The 16,110-nt window shown below is 63.7% G+C and carries 13 protein-coding genes and 1 tRNA gene; 11 read left to right on the forward strand and 3 right to left on the reverse strand.

Annotation, left to right across the window (positions count from 1 at the left end; all coding sequences use genetic code 11):
- The first annotated feature begins 192 nt into the window (after positions 1-192).
- On the forward strand, positions 193-774 hold the full coding sequence (locus tag SPHS8_RS04800) for a nucleotidyltransferase family protein (protein WP_201514433.1): 582 nt from the start codon (positions 193-195) through the stop codon (positions 772-774).
- Here SPHS8_RS04800 and SPHS8_RS04805 read toward each other — a convergent pair.
- The gene (locus SPHS8_RS04805) at positions 771-2,432 is read right to left on the reverse strand and encodes an MFS transporter (RefSeq protein ID WP_201514436.1); all 1,662 of its coding nucleotides are present in this window, start codon (positions 2,430-2,432) and stop codon (positions 771-773) included. The two genes, SPHS8_RS04800 and SPHS8_RS04805, sit on opposite strands and share 4 nt — an antisense overlap.
- A 182-nt stretch (positions 2,433-2,614) precedes the next feature.
- Here SPHS8_RS04805 and SPHS8_RS04810 point away from each other — a divergent pair, with 182 nt between their 5' ends.
- The 5 genes from SPHS8_RS04810 (at position 2,615) to SPHS8_RS04830 (ending at position 9,339) form a co-directional block, all read left to right on the forward strand.
- Positions 2,615-3,823 (forward strand): acetyl-CoA C-acetyltransferase, encoded by a 1,209-nt coding sequence (locus SPHS8_RS04810; RefSeq protein WP_201514438.1) that lies wholly within the window; start codon positions 2,615-2,617, stop codon positions 3,821-3,823.
- Positions 3,824-3,922: 99 nt separating this feature from the next.
- On the forward strand, positions 3,923-6,097 hold the full coding sequence (locus tag SPHS8_RS04815; RefSeq protein ID WP_201514448.1) for a 3-hydroxyacyl-CoA dehydrogenase NAD-binding domain-containing protein: 2,175 nt from the start codon (positions 3,923-3,925) through the stop codon (positions 6,095-6,097).
- Between the two features lie 398 nt (positions 6,098-6,495).
- Positions 6,496-7,512 carry a UDP-glucose 4-epimerase GalE gene (gene galE / locus SPHS8_RS04820; protein ID WP_201514450.1) on the forward strand — a complete coding sequence of 339 codons (1,017 nt, stop codon included), beginning with the start codon at positions 6,496-6,498 and terminating at the stop codon, positions 7,510-7,512.
- Positions 7,502-8,191, forward strand: coding sequence for a 6-phosphogluconolactonase (pgl, locus tag SPHS8_RS04825; protein ID WP_201514453.1), 690 nt, complete (start codon positions 7,502-7,504; stop codon positions 8,189-8,191). The genes galE and pgl overlap by 11 nt, the downstream gene beginning before the upstream one ends.
- 8 nt (positions 8,192-8,199) lie before the next feature.
- Entirely contained in the window at positions 8,200-9,339 is a 1,140-nt protein-coding gene (locus tag SPHS8_RS04830) for an aminotransferase class I/II-fold pyridoxal phosphate-dependent enzyme (RefSeq protein ID WP_201514872.1), read from the forward strand.
- 348 nt (positions 9,340-9,687) lie between these two features.
- Here SPHS8_RS04830 and SPHS8_RS04835 read toward each other — a convergent pair.
- Positions 9,688-9,772 (reverse strand) — tRNA-Leu (locus SPHS8_RS04835).
- Between the two features lie 197 nt (positions 9,773-9,969).
- Between SPHS8_RS04835 and zwf the strand changes: the two genes are divergently transcribed.
- From zwf to SPHS8_RS04860, 5 genes are all read left to right on the forward strand, one after another.
- On the forward strand, positions 9,970-11,424 hold the full coding sequence (zwf, locus tag SPHS8_RS04840) for a glucose-6-phosphate dehydrogenase (RefSeq protein ID WP_097091854.1): 1,455 nt from the start codon (positions 9,970-9,972) through the stop codon (positions 11,422-11,424).
- Complete coding sequence (gene edd / locus SPHS8_RS04845) at positions 11,417-13,243, forward strand: phosphogluconate dehydratase (protein WP_201514456.1); 1,827 nt, start codon at positions 11,417-11,419, stop codon at positions 13,241-13,243. The genes zwf and edd overlap by 8 nt, the downstream gene beginning before the upstream one ends.
- A 106-nt stretch (positions 13,244-13,349) precedes the next feature.
- Entirely contained in the window at positions 13,350-14,315 is a 966-nt protein-coding gene (glk, locus tag SPHS8_RS04850; RefSeq protein ID WP_097091856.1) for a glucokinase, read from the forward strand.
- The gene (gene eda / locus SPHS8_RS04855) at positions 14,315-14,932 is read left to right on the forward strand and encodes a bifunctional 4-hydroxy-2-oxoglutarate aldolase/2-dehydro-3-deoxy-phosphogluconate aldolase (protein WP_097091857.1); all 618 of its coding nucleotides are present in this window, start codon (positions 14,315-14,317) and stop codon (positions 14,930-14,932) included. Before glk ends, eda begins: the two co-directional genes overlap by 1 nt.
- Before the next feature lie 53 nt (positions 14,933-14,985).
- Positions 14,986-15,498, forward strand: coding sequence for a hypothetical protein (locus tag SPHS8_RS04860; RefSeq protein WP_201514459.1), 513 nt, complete (start codon positions 14,986-14,988; stop codon positions 15,496-15,498).
- A gap of 22 nt (positions 15,499-15,520) precedes the next feature.
- Here the strand turns inward: SPHS8_RS04860 and SPHS8_RS04865 are convergent, their stop codons facing one another.
- Positions 15,521-16,108 (reverse strand): gamma carbonic anhydrase family protein, encoded by a 588-nt coding sequence (locus SPHS8_RS04865; RefSeq protein WP_201514461.1) that lies wholly within the window; start codon positions 16,106-16,108, stop codon positions 15,521-15,523.
- Positions 16,109-16,110 lie beyond the last annotated feature (2 nt).

A 16,110-nucleotide genomic window follows, 5' to 3' on the forward strand; every position in this document is an offset into this window, starting at 1 on the left:
GCACTACTCCTCTTTATCTTTGTTCAGGGCGCATATGACCGCTCTGTCAGCGGAATGCCAGCCCTTTACCTATGCTATGGACAGGGGTGGTGCCGGGTGGCACATCAACGCCCAACATATAAAGCCGATCCGAAAAGCATGGCTGTCCCGTCGCTCGCCCACTCCCCATATCCTTCCGCCCGGGATTAAAGCGTGCGGACTGAACAGATCGCCGCCGTGCTGCTGGCCGCTGGCACATCATCCCGTTTCGGGGAGGATGACAAGTTGATCGCTGACCTCAATGGCAAGCCGGTGATCGCTCATACGCTTGAGGCCGTTGCATCGCTCGCCTTTGGCGAACTGGTGGCGGTGACGCGGCCAATCGCCGATGCTCCCGACATTCATCGAAGGCTGGAGCGGCGCGGCTTTAGCATATTGGTCAATGATCGGCCGGAAGAAGGCTTGGCGAGCAGCATCGTCCGCGCAGTTCTCCACGTCATGCCGATCAAACGGTGCAGGGGCATTCTGATCTGCCTGGGCGACATGCCGTTTGTGCCGCAGTCGCATTATAATCGCATATGCCTGGCGGCCGAAGATGTGCGTTCGGTCGTGGCGAGTACGGACGGCTTCTCTTCATCCCCGCCTGCCTTCATCGGGCGGAAACACTTTCCTGAACTGCTGACATTGCGCGGTGATCAGGGCGCACGGGCGCTGCTGAGCCGGGGCGTTCAGGTGGAGGCGATGGGCAGTTCGCTGATCGATATCGATACGCCGGAAGATCTGGCGAGGGATTAGCTCGACCGGGTGGGATCGGTCATGGGATCGTCCATTTCCCGCACATCGGGCATGCGGCTTATCGGCAGCGACCCCGTCTGCCTTTCCAGCATGCGATGGACGACCGGCGGATGGGGGCCGCTGTGCAGCGCGGCGAGTGTGTCGAAATTCACCGTGTCAGCGATGGTGCGCCGCCTGTTGTGGCGGACATAGTCGAGCCAGGTGGAGACATGGTAGCGCTCGATCCATAGCTCAGGATCGGCGAGGTCGCGCATCAGGGACCAGCCATGCGCGCCGTCGCGGCGGCGGATGCGGCGCCGCTCGCTCATCGCGGCGAGGAAAGGCACGACCGAGCCCGCCGGGATGCGGTATTCGATGGTGATGACCACAGGCCCGCTGCGGGGTTCGATCGGCACAGCCGTTTGGGGCTCCTGCCAACGGTCTAGGAGGTCTAGATTTTCATCTCCCGTCTGGGGCAGCGGGCGGAAAAGGCCTATCATCGCTGCTGCCAATTGCACGCCGGCGGCTACGTGGAGCGACGTCACGACGCCCATATGCTCCGCCAGCCAGCCGAACAACCATGCGCCGAGCGCCATGCCGCCAAACGCCATCATCTGGTAGAGGGCGACGGCGCGCGCCAGCACCCAGCGGGGGGCGGACATCTGGACCGAGACGTTGAAGGTCGACAGCGCGATGACCCATCCTGCGCCGCAGAGCAGCAAGCCGATGATCGCGACGACGAGCCAGCCTGTGGACGCCGTGATCGCCGTACCCACGGCAAGGGCAAGGGCGGCGCAGCGGACGATGGTTTCGATGGGGAAGCGGCGGCGGAGCCTGCCTGACGACAGGGCGCCGAGGACCGCGCCGATGCCGAACGCCCCGCTCAAGATACCGAAGGTCAGCGCGCTACCCTTCAATATGTCGCGCGCGACCAGCGGCATGAGCGCGGAGACGGCGCTCGCGCCAACGCCGAAGGCGGCGCCGCGAATGAGCACGAGCTGGATCTTCGGCGACATGGTGACATAGCGGACCCCTGCCCTCATGGCGTGACCGAGGCGTTCGCGCGGCAGGAGCTTGGGCACGCGCTCCGGCTGCCAGCGCAGCAGGACGAGGGAGAGGCCGATGTAGCTGAGCGCATTGGTGAGGAAGGCGGCGGCGGCTCCGGCGGCGGCGACGATGATGCCGCCAAGCGCCGGGCCTACACTGCGCGCGAGGTTGAAGCCCATGCTGTTGAGGGCGACGGCGCTGGGGAGTTGGGATCGCGGCACCATGTCGCCGACCGACGCCTGCCAGGCTGGGCCGTTGATCGCGGTCGCGCAGCCGACGAGGAAGGTGAAGGCGAGCAGGGACCAGGGGGTCAGCAGATCCAACCAGGCGAACAGGGCAAGGAGAGCGGACACCAGCAGCATCGACAATTGGCAGGCGAGCATGACGAGGCGGCGGTCGAGATTGTCGGCGACCGCACCTGCCCAGAGCGAGAGCAGCATGATCGGCAAGGTCGTCGAGGCCGGGACCAGCGCGACGAGCATGGGAGAGCCAGACAGCGACGTCATCATCCATGCAGCGCCGACGGACTGGATCAACCCACCGAAGTTCGACGCGAGGCTGGCGAACCATATCGCGCGGAAGATGGGTATGGCGAAGGGCGTTGGCGCTGGAGGGGAATCTGCCTCTGACACTGAAAATGCATGAACCTGAAATCGACTGGAGCGTCAAACCCGGAAGGGAGGAAAGGAGTTCAATTCAATGAAGGAAATAGCGGGAAAAGCGCGATCCGCATTGCCTTTGCGCTTGCACTTTACGTAAACGTAAATACATTTGCGGCGCGCCTGACGCCAATGCCGAGAGGAATGACCGAGCGATGGAAGCCTTTATCTACGATGCCGTAAGGACGCCCCGTGGCCGGGGCAAGCCGGACGGGTCGTTGCATGAAATCACCCCTGTCCAGCTGGCGACGCAGGTGCTGGAGGCGGTGCGGGATCGCAACGCGATCGACACGGCGGATGTGGACGATGTCGTGCTTGGCTGCGTGACGCCGATCGGCGAGCAAGGCGGCGACATTGCCCGCGCCGCCGTGCTGAACGCCGATTATGAGCAGACGGTGCCGGGCGTCCAGATCAACCGCTTCTGCGCTTCCGGGCTGGAAGCGGTGAACATGGCCGCCGCGAAAATCTATTCGGGCGAAGCGGGACTGGCGATCGGCGGCGGCGTCGAATCCATGAGCCGCGTGCCGATGTCTTCGGATGGTGGCGCCATCGCCATGGACCCGGCGGTCGCCTACAAGACCTATTTCGCGCCGCAGGGGATCGGCGCCGATGTGATCGCGACCAAGTTCGGCATCAGCCGCGATGATGCGGATGCCTATGCGGTCGAAAGCCAGCGGCGCGCGAAGGCGGCCTGGGACGAAGGGCGCTTTGCCAAGTCGATCCTTCCCGTGCGCGACGTGATCGGCGAAGTGGTTCTGGACCATGACGAACATATGCGCCCCGACGCGACGATGCAGTCGCTTGGCAGCCTGAAGCCAAGCTTTGCCGCGCTGGGCGAGGAAATGCCCGGTTTCGACGCTATTGCGCTGCTTAAATATCCGGAGCTGGAACGCGTGAACCATGTCCATCATGCGGGCAACAGCAGCGGCATCGTCGATGGCGCGGCCGCGGTGCTGCTCGGCAACAAGGAAATGGGCGAGAAATATGGGCTGAAAGCCCGCGCCCGGATCAAGGCGATGGCGTCGATCGGCTCCGAGCCGCTGATCATGCTGACTGGGCCGGAGTTCGTTGCGGGCAAGCTGCTCAATCGAGCGGGCATGAGCAGCCATGACATCGACCTTTGGGAACTGAACGAAGCCTTTGCGAGCGTGGTGTTGCGTTACATGCAGGCGATGGATTTGGACCATGACAGGATCAATGTGAATGGCGGCGCGATAGCCATGGGCCATCCGCTGGGCGCGACGGGGGCGATGGTGTTGGGGACGGCGCTGGATGAGCTGGAGCGATCGGGCAAGGGCACGGCGCTGGTGAACCTGTGCGTGGGTGCGGGCATGGGGACCGGGATTATTATTGAGCGAGTTTGAAAACGGGTTGGTAGTGGGCTGATCCGAGCGCGGCTCTGGAGGATGGCCCCCACCCCAACCCCTCCCCTGAAGGGGAGGGGCTAAAAGGAGAGCAGGATCGTGCAGACCATTAATTTTGACATCGACGCTGACGGCATCGTGACGCTGACCATCGATGTGCCGGGCCAGTCGATGAATGTCATCGGCCCCGATTTCCTCGCCGATCTGGATGAGGCGATTACGCGCATCGGGTCGGAGGAAGCGATCAAGGGCGCGGTGATTGCTTCGGGCAAGGATAGCGGGTTCATGGCTGGCATGGACCTTAAATATTTCGGGTCGATGCTGGCGAGCGGCGCGGGAAAGCGCCCTGCCCCGGCCGAGATTTTCGAGCAGGTTTTCGTGCTGAACCAGTTGTTCCGGCGGCTGGAAACATGCGGCAAGCCGGTGGCCTGCGCTATCGAGGGCACGTGCGTCGGTGGCGGGTTCGAACTGGCGCTGGCCTGCCATCGGCGGGTGGTGGGCGACAGTCCCAAGACGCAGCTTGGCCTGCCGGAAATCCTGATCGGCCTTTTCCCCGGCGGTGGCGGATCGCAGCGTCTGCCGCGCCTGATCGGGGTGCAGGCGGCGCTGATGTACATGTTGCAGGGCAAGCTGTTCCGCCCGGCCGAAGCGGCGATGCTGAAGGCCGTCGATGAAGTCGTGCCGCAGGGCACTGCGGTCGAGAAGGCGAAAGAGTGGGTGAAGGCGAACCCGTCCGCCATCGCGCAGCCGTGGGACGTGAAGGGGTTCAAATTCCCCGGTGGTGCGGGTGCGTTCAACCCGGCTTTCGTCCAGACGATGGTCGGCGCGGTGCCGATGACGCTGAAGCAGACGCAGCGGAACATGAATGCGCCCACCGCTTTGCTGTCGGCGGTCTATGAAGGCGCGCTGCTGCCGTTCGACCGGGCGATCCGGGTGGAGAGCAAATATTTCGCGAAGGTTGCGGCCGATCCGCAGGCGGCGAACATGATCCGCAGCCTGTTCGTGAACAAGAATGCCGCCGAACGTGGTGCGCGGCGGCCGAAGGACCAGCCCAAGGCGCCCACGAAGAAGCTTGCCATGCTGGGCGCTGGCATGATGGGCGCAGGGATTGCGACAGTGGCGGCGCAGGCCGGCATGGAGGTCATGCTGTTCGACCGTGACCTTGCTTATGCGGAAAAGGGCAAGGCGCATGTCGAGGATGTACTGAAGAAGCGGCTGGGCCGTGGCATGACGCCGGAGAAGATGGCCGAGACGCTGGCGCGCGTGACGCCGACGACCGACTATGCGGCGCTTGCCGGAGCCGACTTCGTGATCGAGGCGGTGTTCGAGGATGTCGCGATCAAGGCGGAGGTGACGAAGAAGGTCGAGGAGGTGCTCGGCCCCGATGTGATCTTTGGGTCCAACACATCGACCTTGCCGATCACGAAGCTCGCCAAGGCGTGGAGCAAGCCTGCCAATTTCATCGGCATCCACTTTTTCTCGCCGGTTGAGAAGATGCCGCTGGTCGAGATCATTCTGGGCAAGGAAACCGGCCCGGCCGCAATCGCCAAGGCGCTGGATTTCGTTAGCCAGATCAAGAAGACGCCGATCGTCGTCAATGATTCGCGCGGTTTCTATACCTCGCGCTGTTTTGGCACCTATGTGCAGGAAGGCGTGGAGATGGTGGCCGAGGGGATCAATCCGGCGCTCATCGAAAATGCCGGGCGGCAATTGGGGATGCCGGTGGGGCCGCTGGCGGTGGGTGACGAAGTGTCGATCGAGCTTGGCCACAAGATCGTCGTCGCGGCTCAGAAGGAATTGGGCGATTCCTATGTGGCGCAGCCGTCCGATGCGGTGATGGCGCGCATGGTTGAGCTGGGGCGGCTGGGCCGTAAGAGCGCGAAGGGCTGGTATGATTATCCCGAGGGTGGGAAGAAGCATCTTTGGCCGGGGCTGGAAGAGATGTTCCCGCGCGCGGCGGTGCAGCCCGATGTGGAGGAAGTGAAGGAGCGACTGCTTTATCGTCAACTGGTGGAATGTGCGCGCTGCTACGAGGAAGGCGTGCTGGAAACAGTGGAGGATGGCGATCTGGGCGCGATCTTCGGCTGGGGCTTTGCGCCTTGGACCGGGGGGCCGTTCAGCCATATGGATACGGTTGGTATCGGGCATGTGGTGGCGGTGCTGGAACGGCTGGCGGCGCGGCATGGGGAGCGGTTCGCGCCGACGGTGCAGTTGCAGGATATGGCGGCTAGTGGGGCGACTTTTTATGATGAAGGGGTGAAGGCTGCCGCTTGAGGTTTTTTGGGGGCGGTGGAAAACTAAACTGCCGTCATCCTGAACTTGATTCAGGATCCATCTCGCCTCCGGCAGGAGTTGAGTGTGGGGCACGATGGATCCTGGGCCGAAGGCCAGCGCAACTAAACGAGGTCAGGATGACAAGGTTTTAGGGACACACGCAGCGTGTCCCTCTCTAACCCCTTTTCGTCTCGCGGTGCAGCATGAACGGGGTGGGCATTGTAGCTTCAGTGCGTTAGTCGTCGGGCAGCGGCTATCCCCACGCTCGTCATCCTGAACTCGTTTCAGGATCCATCTCGCCTTCGGCTCCGCCTGAGTGTGGAGGCACCATGGATCCTGAAACAAGTTCAGGATGACGGAGGATGAACGCCCGATTCTGTCAGAGGAAATCCTATTCTATGAGCGAAAAGCCCACGGTTCTGGTCACGGGTGGTGCCGGTTATATTGGAAGCCATGCGGTGCTGGCCCTACGCGATGCGGGGTATGACGTCGTGGTGATCGACAATCTGGTGACGGGTTTTCGCTGGGCGGTGCCTGACGATGTGGCTTTCGTCGAAGGCGATATCGCGGACCAGCCGCTGGTGCAGAAGGCTCTGCGCGATCATGACGTCAAGGCGATCATGCACTTTGCCGGGTCGGTGGTGGTGCCGGAATCGGTGGAGAACCCGCTCAAATATTATCACAACAACAGCGCCAAGACCCGCGACCTGATCGAAAGCGCGGTGACGGTCGGCGTGCCGCATTTCATCTTTTCCTCCACCGCCGCGACCTATGGCATTCCAGAGGAGAGTCCGGTCAAGGAGACGACGCCGCAGCGGCCGATCAATCCTTATGGCATGTCCAAGCTGATGACCGAATATATGCTGCGCGATGTGAGCGCAGCGCATCCGATGAATTTCTGCGCGCTGCGTTATTTCAATGTCGCTGGCGCCGATCCGCAGGGGCGGACGGGGCAGTCGACGGCCGGCGCGACGCACCTTATCAAGGTGGCGGTCGAGGCCGCGCTGGGGAAGCGGGAGTTTGTGTCGGTGTTCGGGACGGATTTCGATACGCCTGATGGCACGGGCGTGCGCGACTATATCCATGTCACTGATCTGGCGGCGGCGCATGTGCTGGCGCTGGACGCGCTGATGGCTAAGCCGGAACAGAATTATCTGCTGAATTGCGGCTATGGGCGCGGTTTTTCGGTGCTGGAAGTGCTGGATGCGGTCGATCGGGTGACGAACATCAAAATCGAGCGGCGGATGGAAGGACGGCGCGCGGGCGATCCGGACTCGCTGATCTCCGACAATCGCGCGATCATGGCGGAGTTTCCTTGGCAGCCGCGCCATGCCGATCTGGACCAGATCGTCGCGCATGCGCTGGCATGGGAGCGTAAGTTGACCGACATACGGGGCGACCGCGATGCCCACTGAGCATCTTTTCGTTGATGGCGCGCTTGCCGCTGCCGACATGGCGCGGCGGATCGCCGTGGTGCTGGGCGATGCAATCGCGGCGCGGGGCGTGGCGACGATCGCGCTGTCGGGCGGGCGGTCGCCCCGGCCAGTGCTGGAGGCGCTGTCGGACGCTGCGCTGGAGTGGGACAAAGTCGTCGTGACGCTGGTCGATGAACGATGGGTGGCGGCGGATCATGCGGACAGTAATGAGCGGCTGGTGCGTGGGACGCTGTTGCAGGGCGCGGCGGCGAAGGCGCGGTTTGTTGGCATGAAGAATGACGCGGCGGATGCCTATGCCGGGCAGGCAGCTTGCGAGGCGGCGCTGGCGGAATTGCCCTGGCCGCTGGACATCGTGTTGCTTGGCATGGGCGAGGATGGGCATACGGCTTCGCTGTTTCCCGAGGCTAAGGAATTGGCGGAGGGTCTTTCCACCCATGCGCTGACGGTTGCGGTGACGCCGCCTGCCGCGCCGCATCAGCGCATGTCTTTGAGCGCCAGGGCGATCCTGAAGAGCCGACATATTTTCTTGCAGATTGGCGGTGCGGCGAAGAAGGCGGTCTATGACCGGGCGCTGGCTGGTGGGCCGGTCGAGGAGCTGCCGATCCGGGTGGCGCTGTGCCAGCATGGTGTGTCGGTCGAGGTCTGGATTTCGGAGTGAGCCAGCGCATGATTGCGCAGATCGATCCTTTTCATGCCATCGCGATCGGGGTGGAGGCGCATCGGCTGGAGGCCGAGGGGCGCTCGATCCTGCATATGGAATTCGGGCAGCCTTCTACCGGCGCACCTGCCGCTGCGATAGCGGAGGCGCATCGGGTGCTGGACAGCGACCCGATGGGCTATTGGGAGAGCCCGGCGCTGAAAGAGCGGATCGCGCTGCTGTATCGGGAACGCTATGGCGTTGCGGTGGCGGCGGAGCAGGTCCTGCTGACTTGTGGCGCTTCTCCGGGGCTGGTGCTGGCGCTCAATTGTCTGTTCGCGCCGGGCGCGCGGGTGGCGACAGCGCGGCCGGGCTATGTGGCTTATCGCAATACGTTGAAGGCGCTCTATCTGGAGCCGGTCGAGGTGGATTGCGGGCCTGCCGAGCGATACCAGATCAGCGCAGCGGCGCTGGAGGCGATGGAGCCCGCGCCCGATGGCGTGATTATCGCAAGCCCGGCCAATCCTACGGGCACGATCATCCCTGCCGACGAGATGGCGCGAATCGCGGAGGTCTGCGCGCGGCGCGGGATCAGGATCGTGTCGGACGAGATTTATCACGGCCTTTCCTATGGCGAGGCGGCGCATTCTATGCTGGAATTCGCGCCCGATACGGTGGTGGTGAACAGCTTTTCCAAATATTTTTCGATGGCCGGGTGGCGGCTTGGCTGGGTCGTGTTTCCAAAGACGCTGGTCGAAGCGGCACGGGCGCGGATGGGGAATTTGTTCCTGACGCCCCCTTCCCTCGCGCAGCATGCGGGGTTGAAGGCGTTCGACTGCCTTGACGAGCTGGAGGGGCATGTCGCGAACTACCGGCGGAACCGGGAATTGCTGCTGGCGGCGTTGCCAGCGCTGGGCCTCAAGGAAATCGCGCCGCCGGATGGGGCCTTCTACATCTATGCGGATGTGGGGCATTTGACGGATGACAGCCTGGGCTTTTGCCAGAAGTTGCTGGAGGAGACCGGCGTGGCGACGGCGCCGGGGATCGATTTCGATCCGGTGGATGGGCACCGGCATATCCGGATCAGCTTTGCCGTGTCGACAGACCGGGTGGAGGAAGCGATCCGGCGGCTGGTTCCTTGGTTTGGGGCGCAGCGGCGGGTGGTTTAGAATTCACGCGGAGGCGCGGAGACGCGGAGGAAATTGAGAGAGATTCATGTCGTCCGAGCGAAGGCTGGGATCTCGTGAGGTTAGGCCGTTCCCTATCGCCTGAGATGCCAGCTTTCGCTGGCATGACGTGGAGTTTTTTTTGGTTCTGCTCGGAAAACGGCAATGTGAATGTTGACCGGCCATCCGACGCTGTTTGATCCATTACGGATCGACCGCCGCCGATTAACTGGAATTGTCATCTTTTTACGGTAGGGAAGCCGCGCGACCCGAGGCTTTTACCTGGTAAAAGCCCCCCTTGGCCCGGCGGCTTCATGCTGCCGGGTCTTTCTTTTTCCACTATATGGAGGATGGTGCGGGCGGTCGGAATCGAACCGACACTCCTTTCGGAACCGGATTTTGAGTCCGGCGCGTCTACCAGTTTCACCACGCCCGCATGCATGGCCTGCCCGCGCCAAATGGCAAAATCAGTTGCCAGCGTCCAGACAAAAATCAGACCAGGTGCAGGATAAGTCTGCCGGCGGTTGCAGGGGCGGCTGTGCGCCGATAGCCTGCTTGCGTAACGAAACCGGACCGCTATAGGACCGTTTCGTGCAGACCTGAACAATTCCTCCAAACGGAAAAGGGCATCCTTTGACCGATCCGTCTGCCACATTCCTGCTTTTCGGTGCCACAGGCGATCTGGCGCACCGCATGATCTTTCCCTCGCTCTACAATCTGCTGAGCGACGGCTTGCTGCCCGATGACTTCATGATCGTGGCGTCAGGCCGCACGGAGATGGATGATGAGGCGTTCCGGGCTGACATCGACAAGGCGCTGCAAAAGTTTGTCGGCGCTGATCGCTATGACGCGGAAGTCGCGGCGCGGCTGAAGGCGATGATCGGCTACCAGCCGGTCGAGGCGGGGAAGCCGGAGCAATTCAGGAAGCTGGCGGAGCGGCTGGATGGACGGGCGGAGCGCGGGCTGTCGGTCTATCTGTCGACGCCCCCTTCCCTCTTCGCGCCCACCGCGCAGGGGCTGGCCGAAGCGGGGCTGATCACGCCGACGACGCGGATCGCGATGGAAAAGCCGATCGGCAAGGATTTGGCCTCTTCCAAGGAAGTCAATGACGGCATCGGTGCGCTGTTCGACGAGAGCCAGATTTTCCGGGTCGACCATTATCTGGGCAAGGAAACGGTGCAGAATTTGCTCGCCCTGCGATTTGGCAATGTGATGTTCGAGCCGCTGTGGAACGCGACGGCGATCGACCATGTGCAGATCACCGTGGGCGAAACGGTGGGACTGGAAGGTCGGGTTTCCTATTATGACGGCGTGGGCGCGCTGCGTGACATGGTGCAGAACCATGTGCTGCAAATCCTGTCGATTATCGCGATGGAGCCCCCTGCCCGCATGGACCCGACCGCCGTGCGCGACGAGAAGGTGAAGGTGCTGCGGTCGCTGCGCCCAATGACGGCGGAGACGGTGAAGACCAACAGCGTGCGCGGGCAATATTCGCCGGGCGCGGTCGGCGGCGAGATCGTGACCGGATATAGTGACGAATTGGGGCAGCCGTCCGACACCGAAACCTTTGTGGCGCTGAAAGCTCATATCGACAATTGGCGCTGGCAGGGCGTGCCCTTCTATCTGCGCACAGGCAAGCGGATGCCTGCGCGCCAGTCGGAAATCCAAATCCAGTTCAAGCCGGTGCGCCATTCGATCTTTGGCCGCGCTGGCGGACTGGAGCCCAATACGTTGATCATCCGCCTTCAGCCCGAGGAATATATCCGCCTGCTGATCATGAGCAAAAGGCCGGGGCTGGAGCGCGAAGTGCATCTGGAGGAGGTTACGCTGGACGTGTCGCTGACCGCTGCCTTTGCCGGACAGCGGCGGCGTATCGCCTATGAGCGTCTGATCCTGGACCTGCTGGCGGGAGACCAGACGCTGTTCGTGCGCCGGGACGAGGTCGAAGCGCAGTGGACATGGATCGATTCCATCATCGACGGCTGGAAGGAAGCAGGGGTGAAGCCATCGCCCTATGCTTCGGGGAACTGGGGGCCGTCTTCGGCCATTGCCCTGATTGAACGAGACGGAGCCAGCTGGCATGACTGACCTTCATCCGGTGATCGCCAAGGTCACCGAACGCATCGTGAAGCGGAGCGCGCCGCGCCGCCGCCAATATCTTGACCTGATCGAACGTGGCCGTGACGCCGGGACCAACCGCGCGCAACTGTCATGCGGCAACCTTGCCCATGGCTTTGCGGCGAGCGGCGAGGACAAGCCGGTGATCCGCACGGGCGCGGCGATGAACATCGGCATCGTCACCGCTTACAATGACATGCTGTCGGCGCATCAGCCCTATGGCCGCTATCCCGAAGCGATCAAGATCGCGGCGCGCGAGGTCGGCGCGACGGCGCAGGTAGCAGGTGGCGTCCCCGCCATGTGCGACGGCGTGACGCAGGGTCAGGCAGGCATGGACCTGTCGCTATTTTCCCGCGACACGATCGCGCTGGCAACGGCGGTGTCGCTGAGCCACGCGATGTTCGAGGGCGCGGCGCTGCTGGGCATATGCGACAAGATCGTGCCGGGCCTGCTGATCGGGGCGCTGCGTTTCGGGCATCTGCCGACGATCCTGATCCCCGCCGGGCCCATGCCATCGGGCCTTGCCAACAAGGAAAAGGTGCGCATCCGCCAGCTTTATGCCGAGGGCAAGGTCGGCAAGGAGGAGCTGCTGGAATCGGAAAGCGCCAGCTATCATGGCGCGGGCACCTGCACATTCTACGGCACGGCCAACAGCAACCAGATGATGATGGAAGTGATGGGGCTGCACATGCCTTGCGCATCCTTCGTCAATCCGGGCACCAAGCTGCGCAGTGAATTGACGCGGGCGGCGGTGCATCGGCTTGCCAGCATCGGATGGGATGGCGATGATTACCGGCCGCTTGGCCATTGCGTCGATGAGAAGGCGATCGTCAATGCCATCATCGGCCTGATGGCGACGGGCGGATCGACCAACCATGCCATCCACCTACCCGCGATCGCGCGCGCGGCGGGGATCAGCATCGACTGGACCGATTTCGCGGAGATTTCCGATGTGGTGCCGCTGCTGGCGCGGGTCTATCCCAATGGCGCGGGCGACGTGAACAATTTCCATACCGCTGGCGGCATGTCTTTCATCATCCGCGAGTTGTTGGATAATGGACTGCTGCACCGGGACATCATGACGGTGGCGCGTGCAGACCTCACCGATTATGGCAAGGAGCCGGTGCTGGAGGACGAGGCGCTGCAGTGGCGCGACGTGCCGGTGTCGCGCGATGAATCGATCCTGCGGCCGGTATCCAGCGCGTTCAATCCCGATGGCGGCATGCGCCTGCTGGCGGGCAACCTCGGCCGCTGCGTCATGAAGGTGAGCGCGGTGGACAAGGAACGTTGGACCATCGAGGCTCCGGCGGCCGTCTTCCATGATCAGGATGATGTGCTGCGCGCGTTTAAGGCGGGAGAGCTGGAGCGGGATGTCGTCGTGGTGGTCCGTTTCCAGGGGCCGCGCGCGAATGGCATGCCGGAATTGCACAAGCTGACCCCGGCGCTCGGCGTGTTGCAGGATCGGGGTTTTCGCGTCGCGCTGGTGACCGACGGGCGCATGTCGGGGGCTTCGGGCAAGGTGCCTGCGGCCATCCATTTTTCGCCTGAAGCGCTGGGCGGCGGGCCGATCGCCAAGCTGCGCGATGGGGACATGGTGCGGGTGTGCGCGGACAAGGGTGTGATCGAAGCGCTGGTCGATGCGGCGGAGTGGGATGCGCGGGACATGCCCGTGCCGCCGCCCCCGCCCTATGACACAGGCCGCGAGCTGTTCGCGCTGTTCCGCCATCATAGCGATCTGGCGGAAAGTGGCGCTTCGCCCATCCTGGCGGCGATGGAAACTGAACTTTGACTAGCCGTCATCCCGGCGAAAGCTGGGATCTCGTGAGGCTGGGCCGCGCCCCCTCGCCTGAGATGCCAGCCTTCGCTGGCATGACGTAGAATATGGGATGCCTCGAATGACCGACATCATCGCTGCCGATATCGGCGGCACAAATGCCCGTTTCGCCCGTGCGAAGCTCGATGCGCGCAACGTGCCTACATTGGGCAAGGTGCGGAAGTACAAGGTCGCCGACTTTCAAAGCCTGCAGGCCTGCTGGGCCGCATTCGTGCGGGACGAGGGCGGCGACCTGCCCAAGGCGGCTTCCATCGCCTTTGCCACCGCGATCGGGCGCGACGTCATCAAGCTGACCAACAGCAGCTGGATGATCAGGCCCGAGACGCTGGACGAAGAACTGGGCCTCAAGCAGATGCGGCTCGTCAATGATTTCGAGGCCGTGGCCCATGCCGTCGCGCGCCTGCCCGACGACAATCTGCCGCTGCTCTTCGGGCAGGACCGGCCTTTCCCGCGCGACGGCGGCGTGACGGTGGTGGGTCCGGGCACGGGCCTGGGCGTCGCGATGATCGCGTTCGATGATGGCGAGCCGCATGTGATCGCGACCGAGGGCGGCCATCTCGACTTCGCGCCGCTCGACACGCTGGAGGAAAAGATCCTCGCCTATCTGCGCGACAAGTTCCTGCGCGTGTCGACTGAGCGGGTGGTGTCGGGGCCGGGGCTCAACAATATCTACAAGGCGATGGCGACCATCGGCCATGAACGCGTGATGCTGATGGAAGATGCCGAATTGTGGCAGGCGGCGATCGACGGGACGGACGAGTTCGCCCGCGCGGCGTTCGACCGCTTCTGCCTTTGCTATGGATCGGTCGTCGGCGACCTGGCGTTGGCGCAGGGGCCGAACGCGGTCGTGCTGGCCGGGGGCCTGACGCAGCGGATGCGCGCATTGCTGCCCCAGAGCGGCTTTCACCGGCGCTTTACCGCCAAGGGGCGGTTCGAAAGCCTGATGGCGACGGTGCCCATTCGTCTCGCCGTGCATGAAGAGATCGGGCTGTATGGCGCTGCCGCCGCCTTTCGGGAGAAGAAATGATGTCGCTCAGCGTTGAACAAGTGATGGAGCTGGCGCCGGTCATCCCGGTGCTGGTGGTGGAGCGGGTGGAGGATGCGCTGCCGATCGCGCAGGCTTTGGTGAAGGGCGGGCTGCCAGCGCTGGAAGTGACGCTGCGCACACCCGCCGCGCTGGATGTGATTCGCGAGATGGCGAAGGTCGAGGGTGCGGTCGTCGGTGCTGGAACGGTGCTGAACCCGTCGCAGCTGGACGCGGCGATGGAGGCAGGCGCGCGCTTCATCGTCAGCCCGGGCCTTACCGAGCCGCTGGGCAAGGCGGCGGTGGCGGCGCGCGTGCCTTTCCTTCCGGGAACGGCCACGGCGGGCGACATCATGCGCGGGCTGGAATTGGGCCTTACGCACTTCAAATTTTTCCCGGCGGAGACTTCGGGCGGGCTGCCTGCGTTGAAGGCACTGGCGGCGCCGCTGCATGTGGCGCGCTTCTGCCCGACCGGCGGAATCACGGCGGAAAATGCGCCGAAGTGGCTGGCCGAACCCTTTGTGAAATGCGTCGGCGGCAGCTGGGTCGTGCCCAAGGGGCCGGTCGATGGGGCGAAGATCGAGGCGCTGGCGCGCGAGGCGGCGGCGCTGGCCCGCTGACGAGGATGGTTGACGCCATTGCGCAGCGGGATTTCGCGTCCTAGATCAACGCCATGATCCTGCGCCGGCTGCTGCCCTCCCTTGCCCTGTTCCTCTCCGGCTGTGCGGAGACGCTGACGGGCTATCCTTCGCTCGCCAAGCGGGCGGTGGAGAATGCGCCGGTTGCGGAGCCCGTGGCTGCTCCCGCTCCGGTCGAGGCCGATCCGGCGTTGCAGGCGCAGGTCGATCGGCTTGCTGCGCAGGCGCAGACGGGAAGCGCGGCTTTCGATAGGGCCTGGCCTGCGGCGGACCGCGCGACAAGGTCGGCTGCGGGCGCGGCGGTATCGAGCGAGGCGTGGGTTGCGGCGCAACTTGCGATCAGTGCATTGGAGGCGGCGCGGAACGATAGCGTGTCGGCGCTGGCCAGCCTCGACACGCTCTATGTCGAGCGAAGCAATGCGGTGGCCGAGGGCAAGGCTCGGGGCGGCGTGGAGCAGATCGACGTGGCGCGCAAGGCGGCGCTGGAGATCGTGGATTCGCAGAATGACCGGATCGACGCAGTGAAGGCGCGCCTGGCGCAGCCTTGATATCAGCCCCGCCCGGCAGGAGTTAGCCGTCGGCCTTCAGCGCGCCCTTGTGGGCTTTTGCATTGTGGACATAGCGGTCAACGCCCTCCCGCATGCGGATGAGCGCTTCGTCGGTGAGATCGCGGACATATTTGGCGGGGCGGCCGGTCCAGAGCTGGCGGTGAGGCACCGTGCGATTGGGGGATAGCAGCGCCCCGGCGGCCAGCATGGCGTCACTCTCGATAACGCAGCCGTTCATCACCACGGCGCCAAGGCCGACAAAGGCGCGGTCCTTGAGGTCGCAACCGTGGATCATCGCCATATGGCCGATCAGGACATCGTCGCCGATGATGGTGGGCCAGCCTTCCGGCTTTGCGGGATCGGGGCCGTCGCAGTGGATGACGCTGCCATCCTGAATGTTCGTGCGAGCGCCGATTCGGATCGCGTTCACGTCGCCGCGCACGACGCAATTATACCAGATGCTGCTGTCCGGCCCGATCTCAACATCGCCGATAATCCGCGCGCCCGGCGCGATGAAGGCGCTGGGATGGATGACCGGGGTCTTGCCGCCAAAGGTCAGGATGGTGGCACCCGGATGATCGGCATGCGCGGCGTGCGGATGATCGGGCATGG

It is taken from the genome of Sphingobium sp. S6, assembly GCF_905120495.1.
In the GTDB taxonomy this organism is placed as follows: domain Bacteria; phylum Pseudomonadota; class Alphaproteobacteria; order Sphingomonadales; family Sphingomonadaceae; genus Sphingobium; species Sphingobium agri.

Coding starts and splice junctions, on each gene's coding strand:
- SPHS8_RS04830 (WP_201514872.1), top strand. CDS start 8,200: ATGATTGCGCAGATCGATCCTTTTCATGCCATCGCGATCGGGGTGGAG.
- pgl (WP_201514453.1), top strand. CDS start 7,502: ATGCCCACTGAGCATCTTTTCGTTGATGGCGCGCTTGCCGCTGCCGAC.
- edd (WP_201514456.1), top strand. CDS start 11,417: ATGACTGACCTTCATCCGGTGATCGCCAAGGTCACCGAACGCATCGTG.
- SPHS8_RS04860 (WP_201514459.1), top strand. CDS start 14,986: ATGATCCTGCGCCGGCTGCTGCCCTCCCTTGCCCTGTTCCTCTCCGGC.
- SPHS8_RS04810 (WP_201514438.1), top strand. CDS start 2,615: ATGGAAGCCTTTATCTACGATGCCGTAAGGACGCCCCGTGGCCGGGGC.
- glk (WP_097091856.1), top strand. CDS start 13,350: ATGACCGACATCATCGCTGCCGATATCGGCGGCACAAATGCCCGTTTC.
- SPHS8_RS04865 (WP_201514461.1), bottom strand. CDS start 16,108: ATGCCCGATCATCCGCACGCCGCGCATGCCGATCATCCGGGTGCCACC.
- galE (WP_201514450.1), top strand. CDS start 6,496: ATGAGCGAAAAGCCCACGGTTCTGGTCACGGGTGGTGCCGGTTATATT.
- eda (WP_097091857.1), top strand. CDS start 14,315: ATGTCGCTCAGCGTTGAACAAGTGATGGAGCTGGCGCCGGTCATCCCG.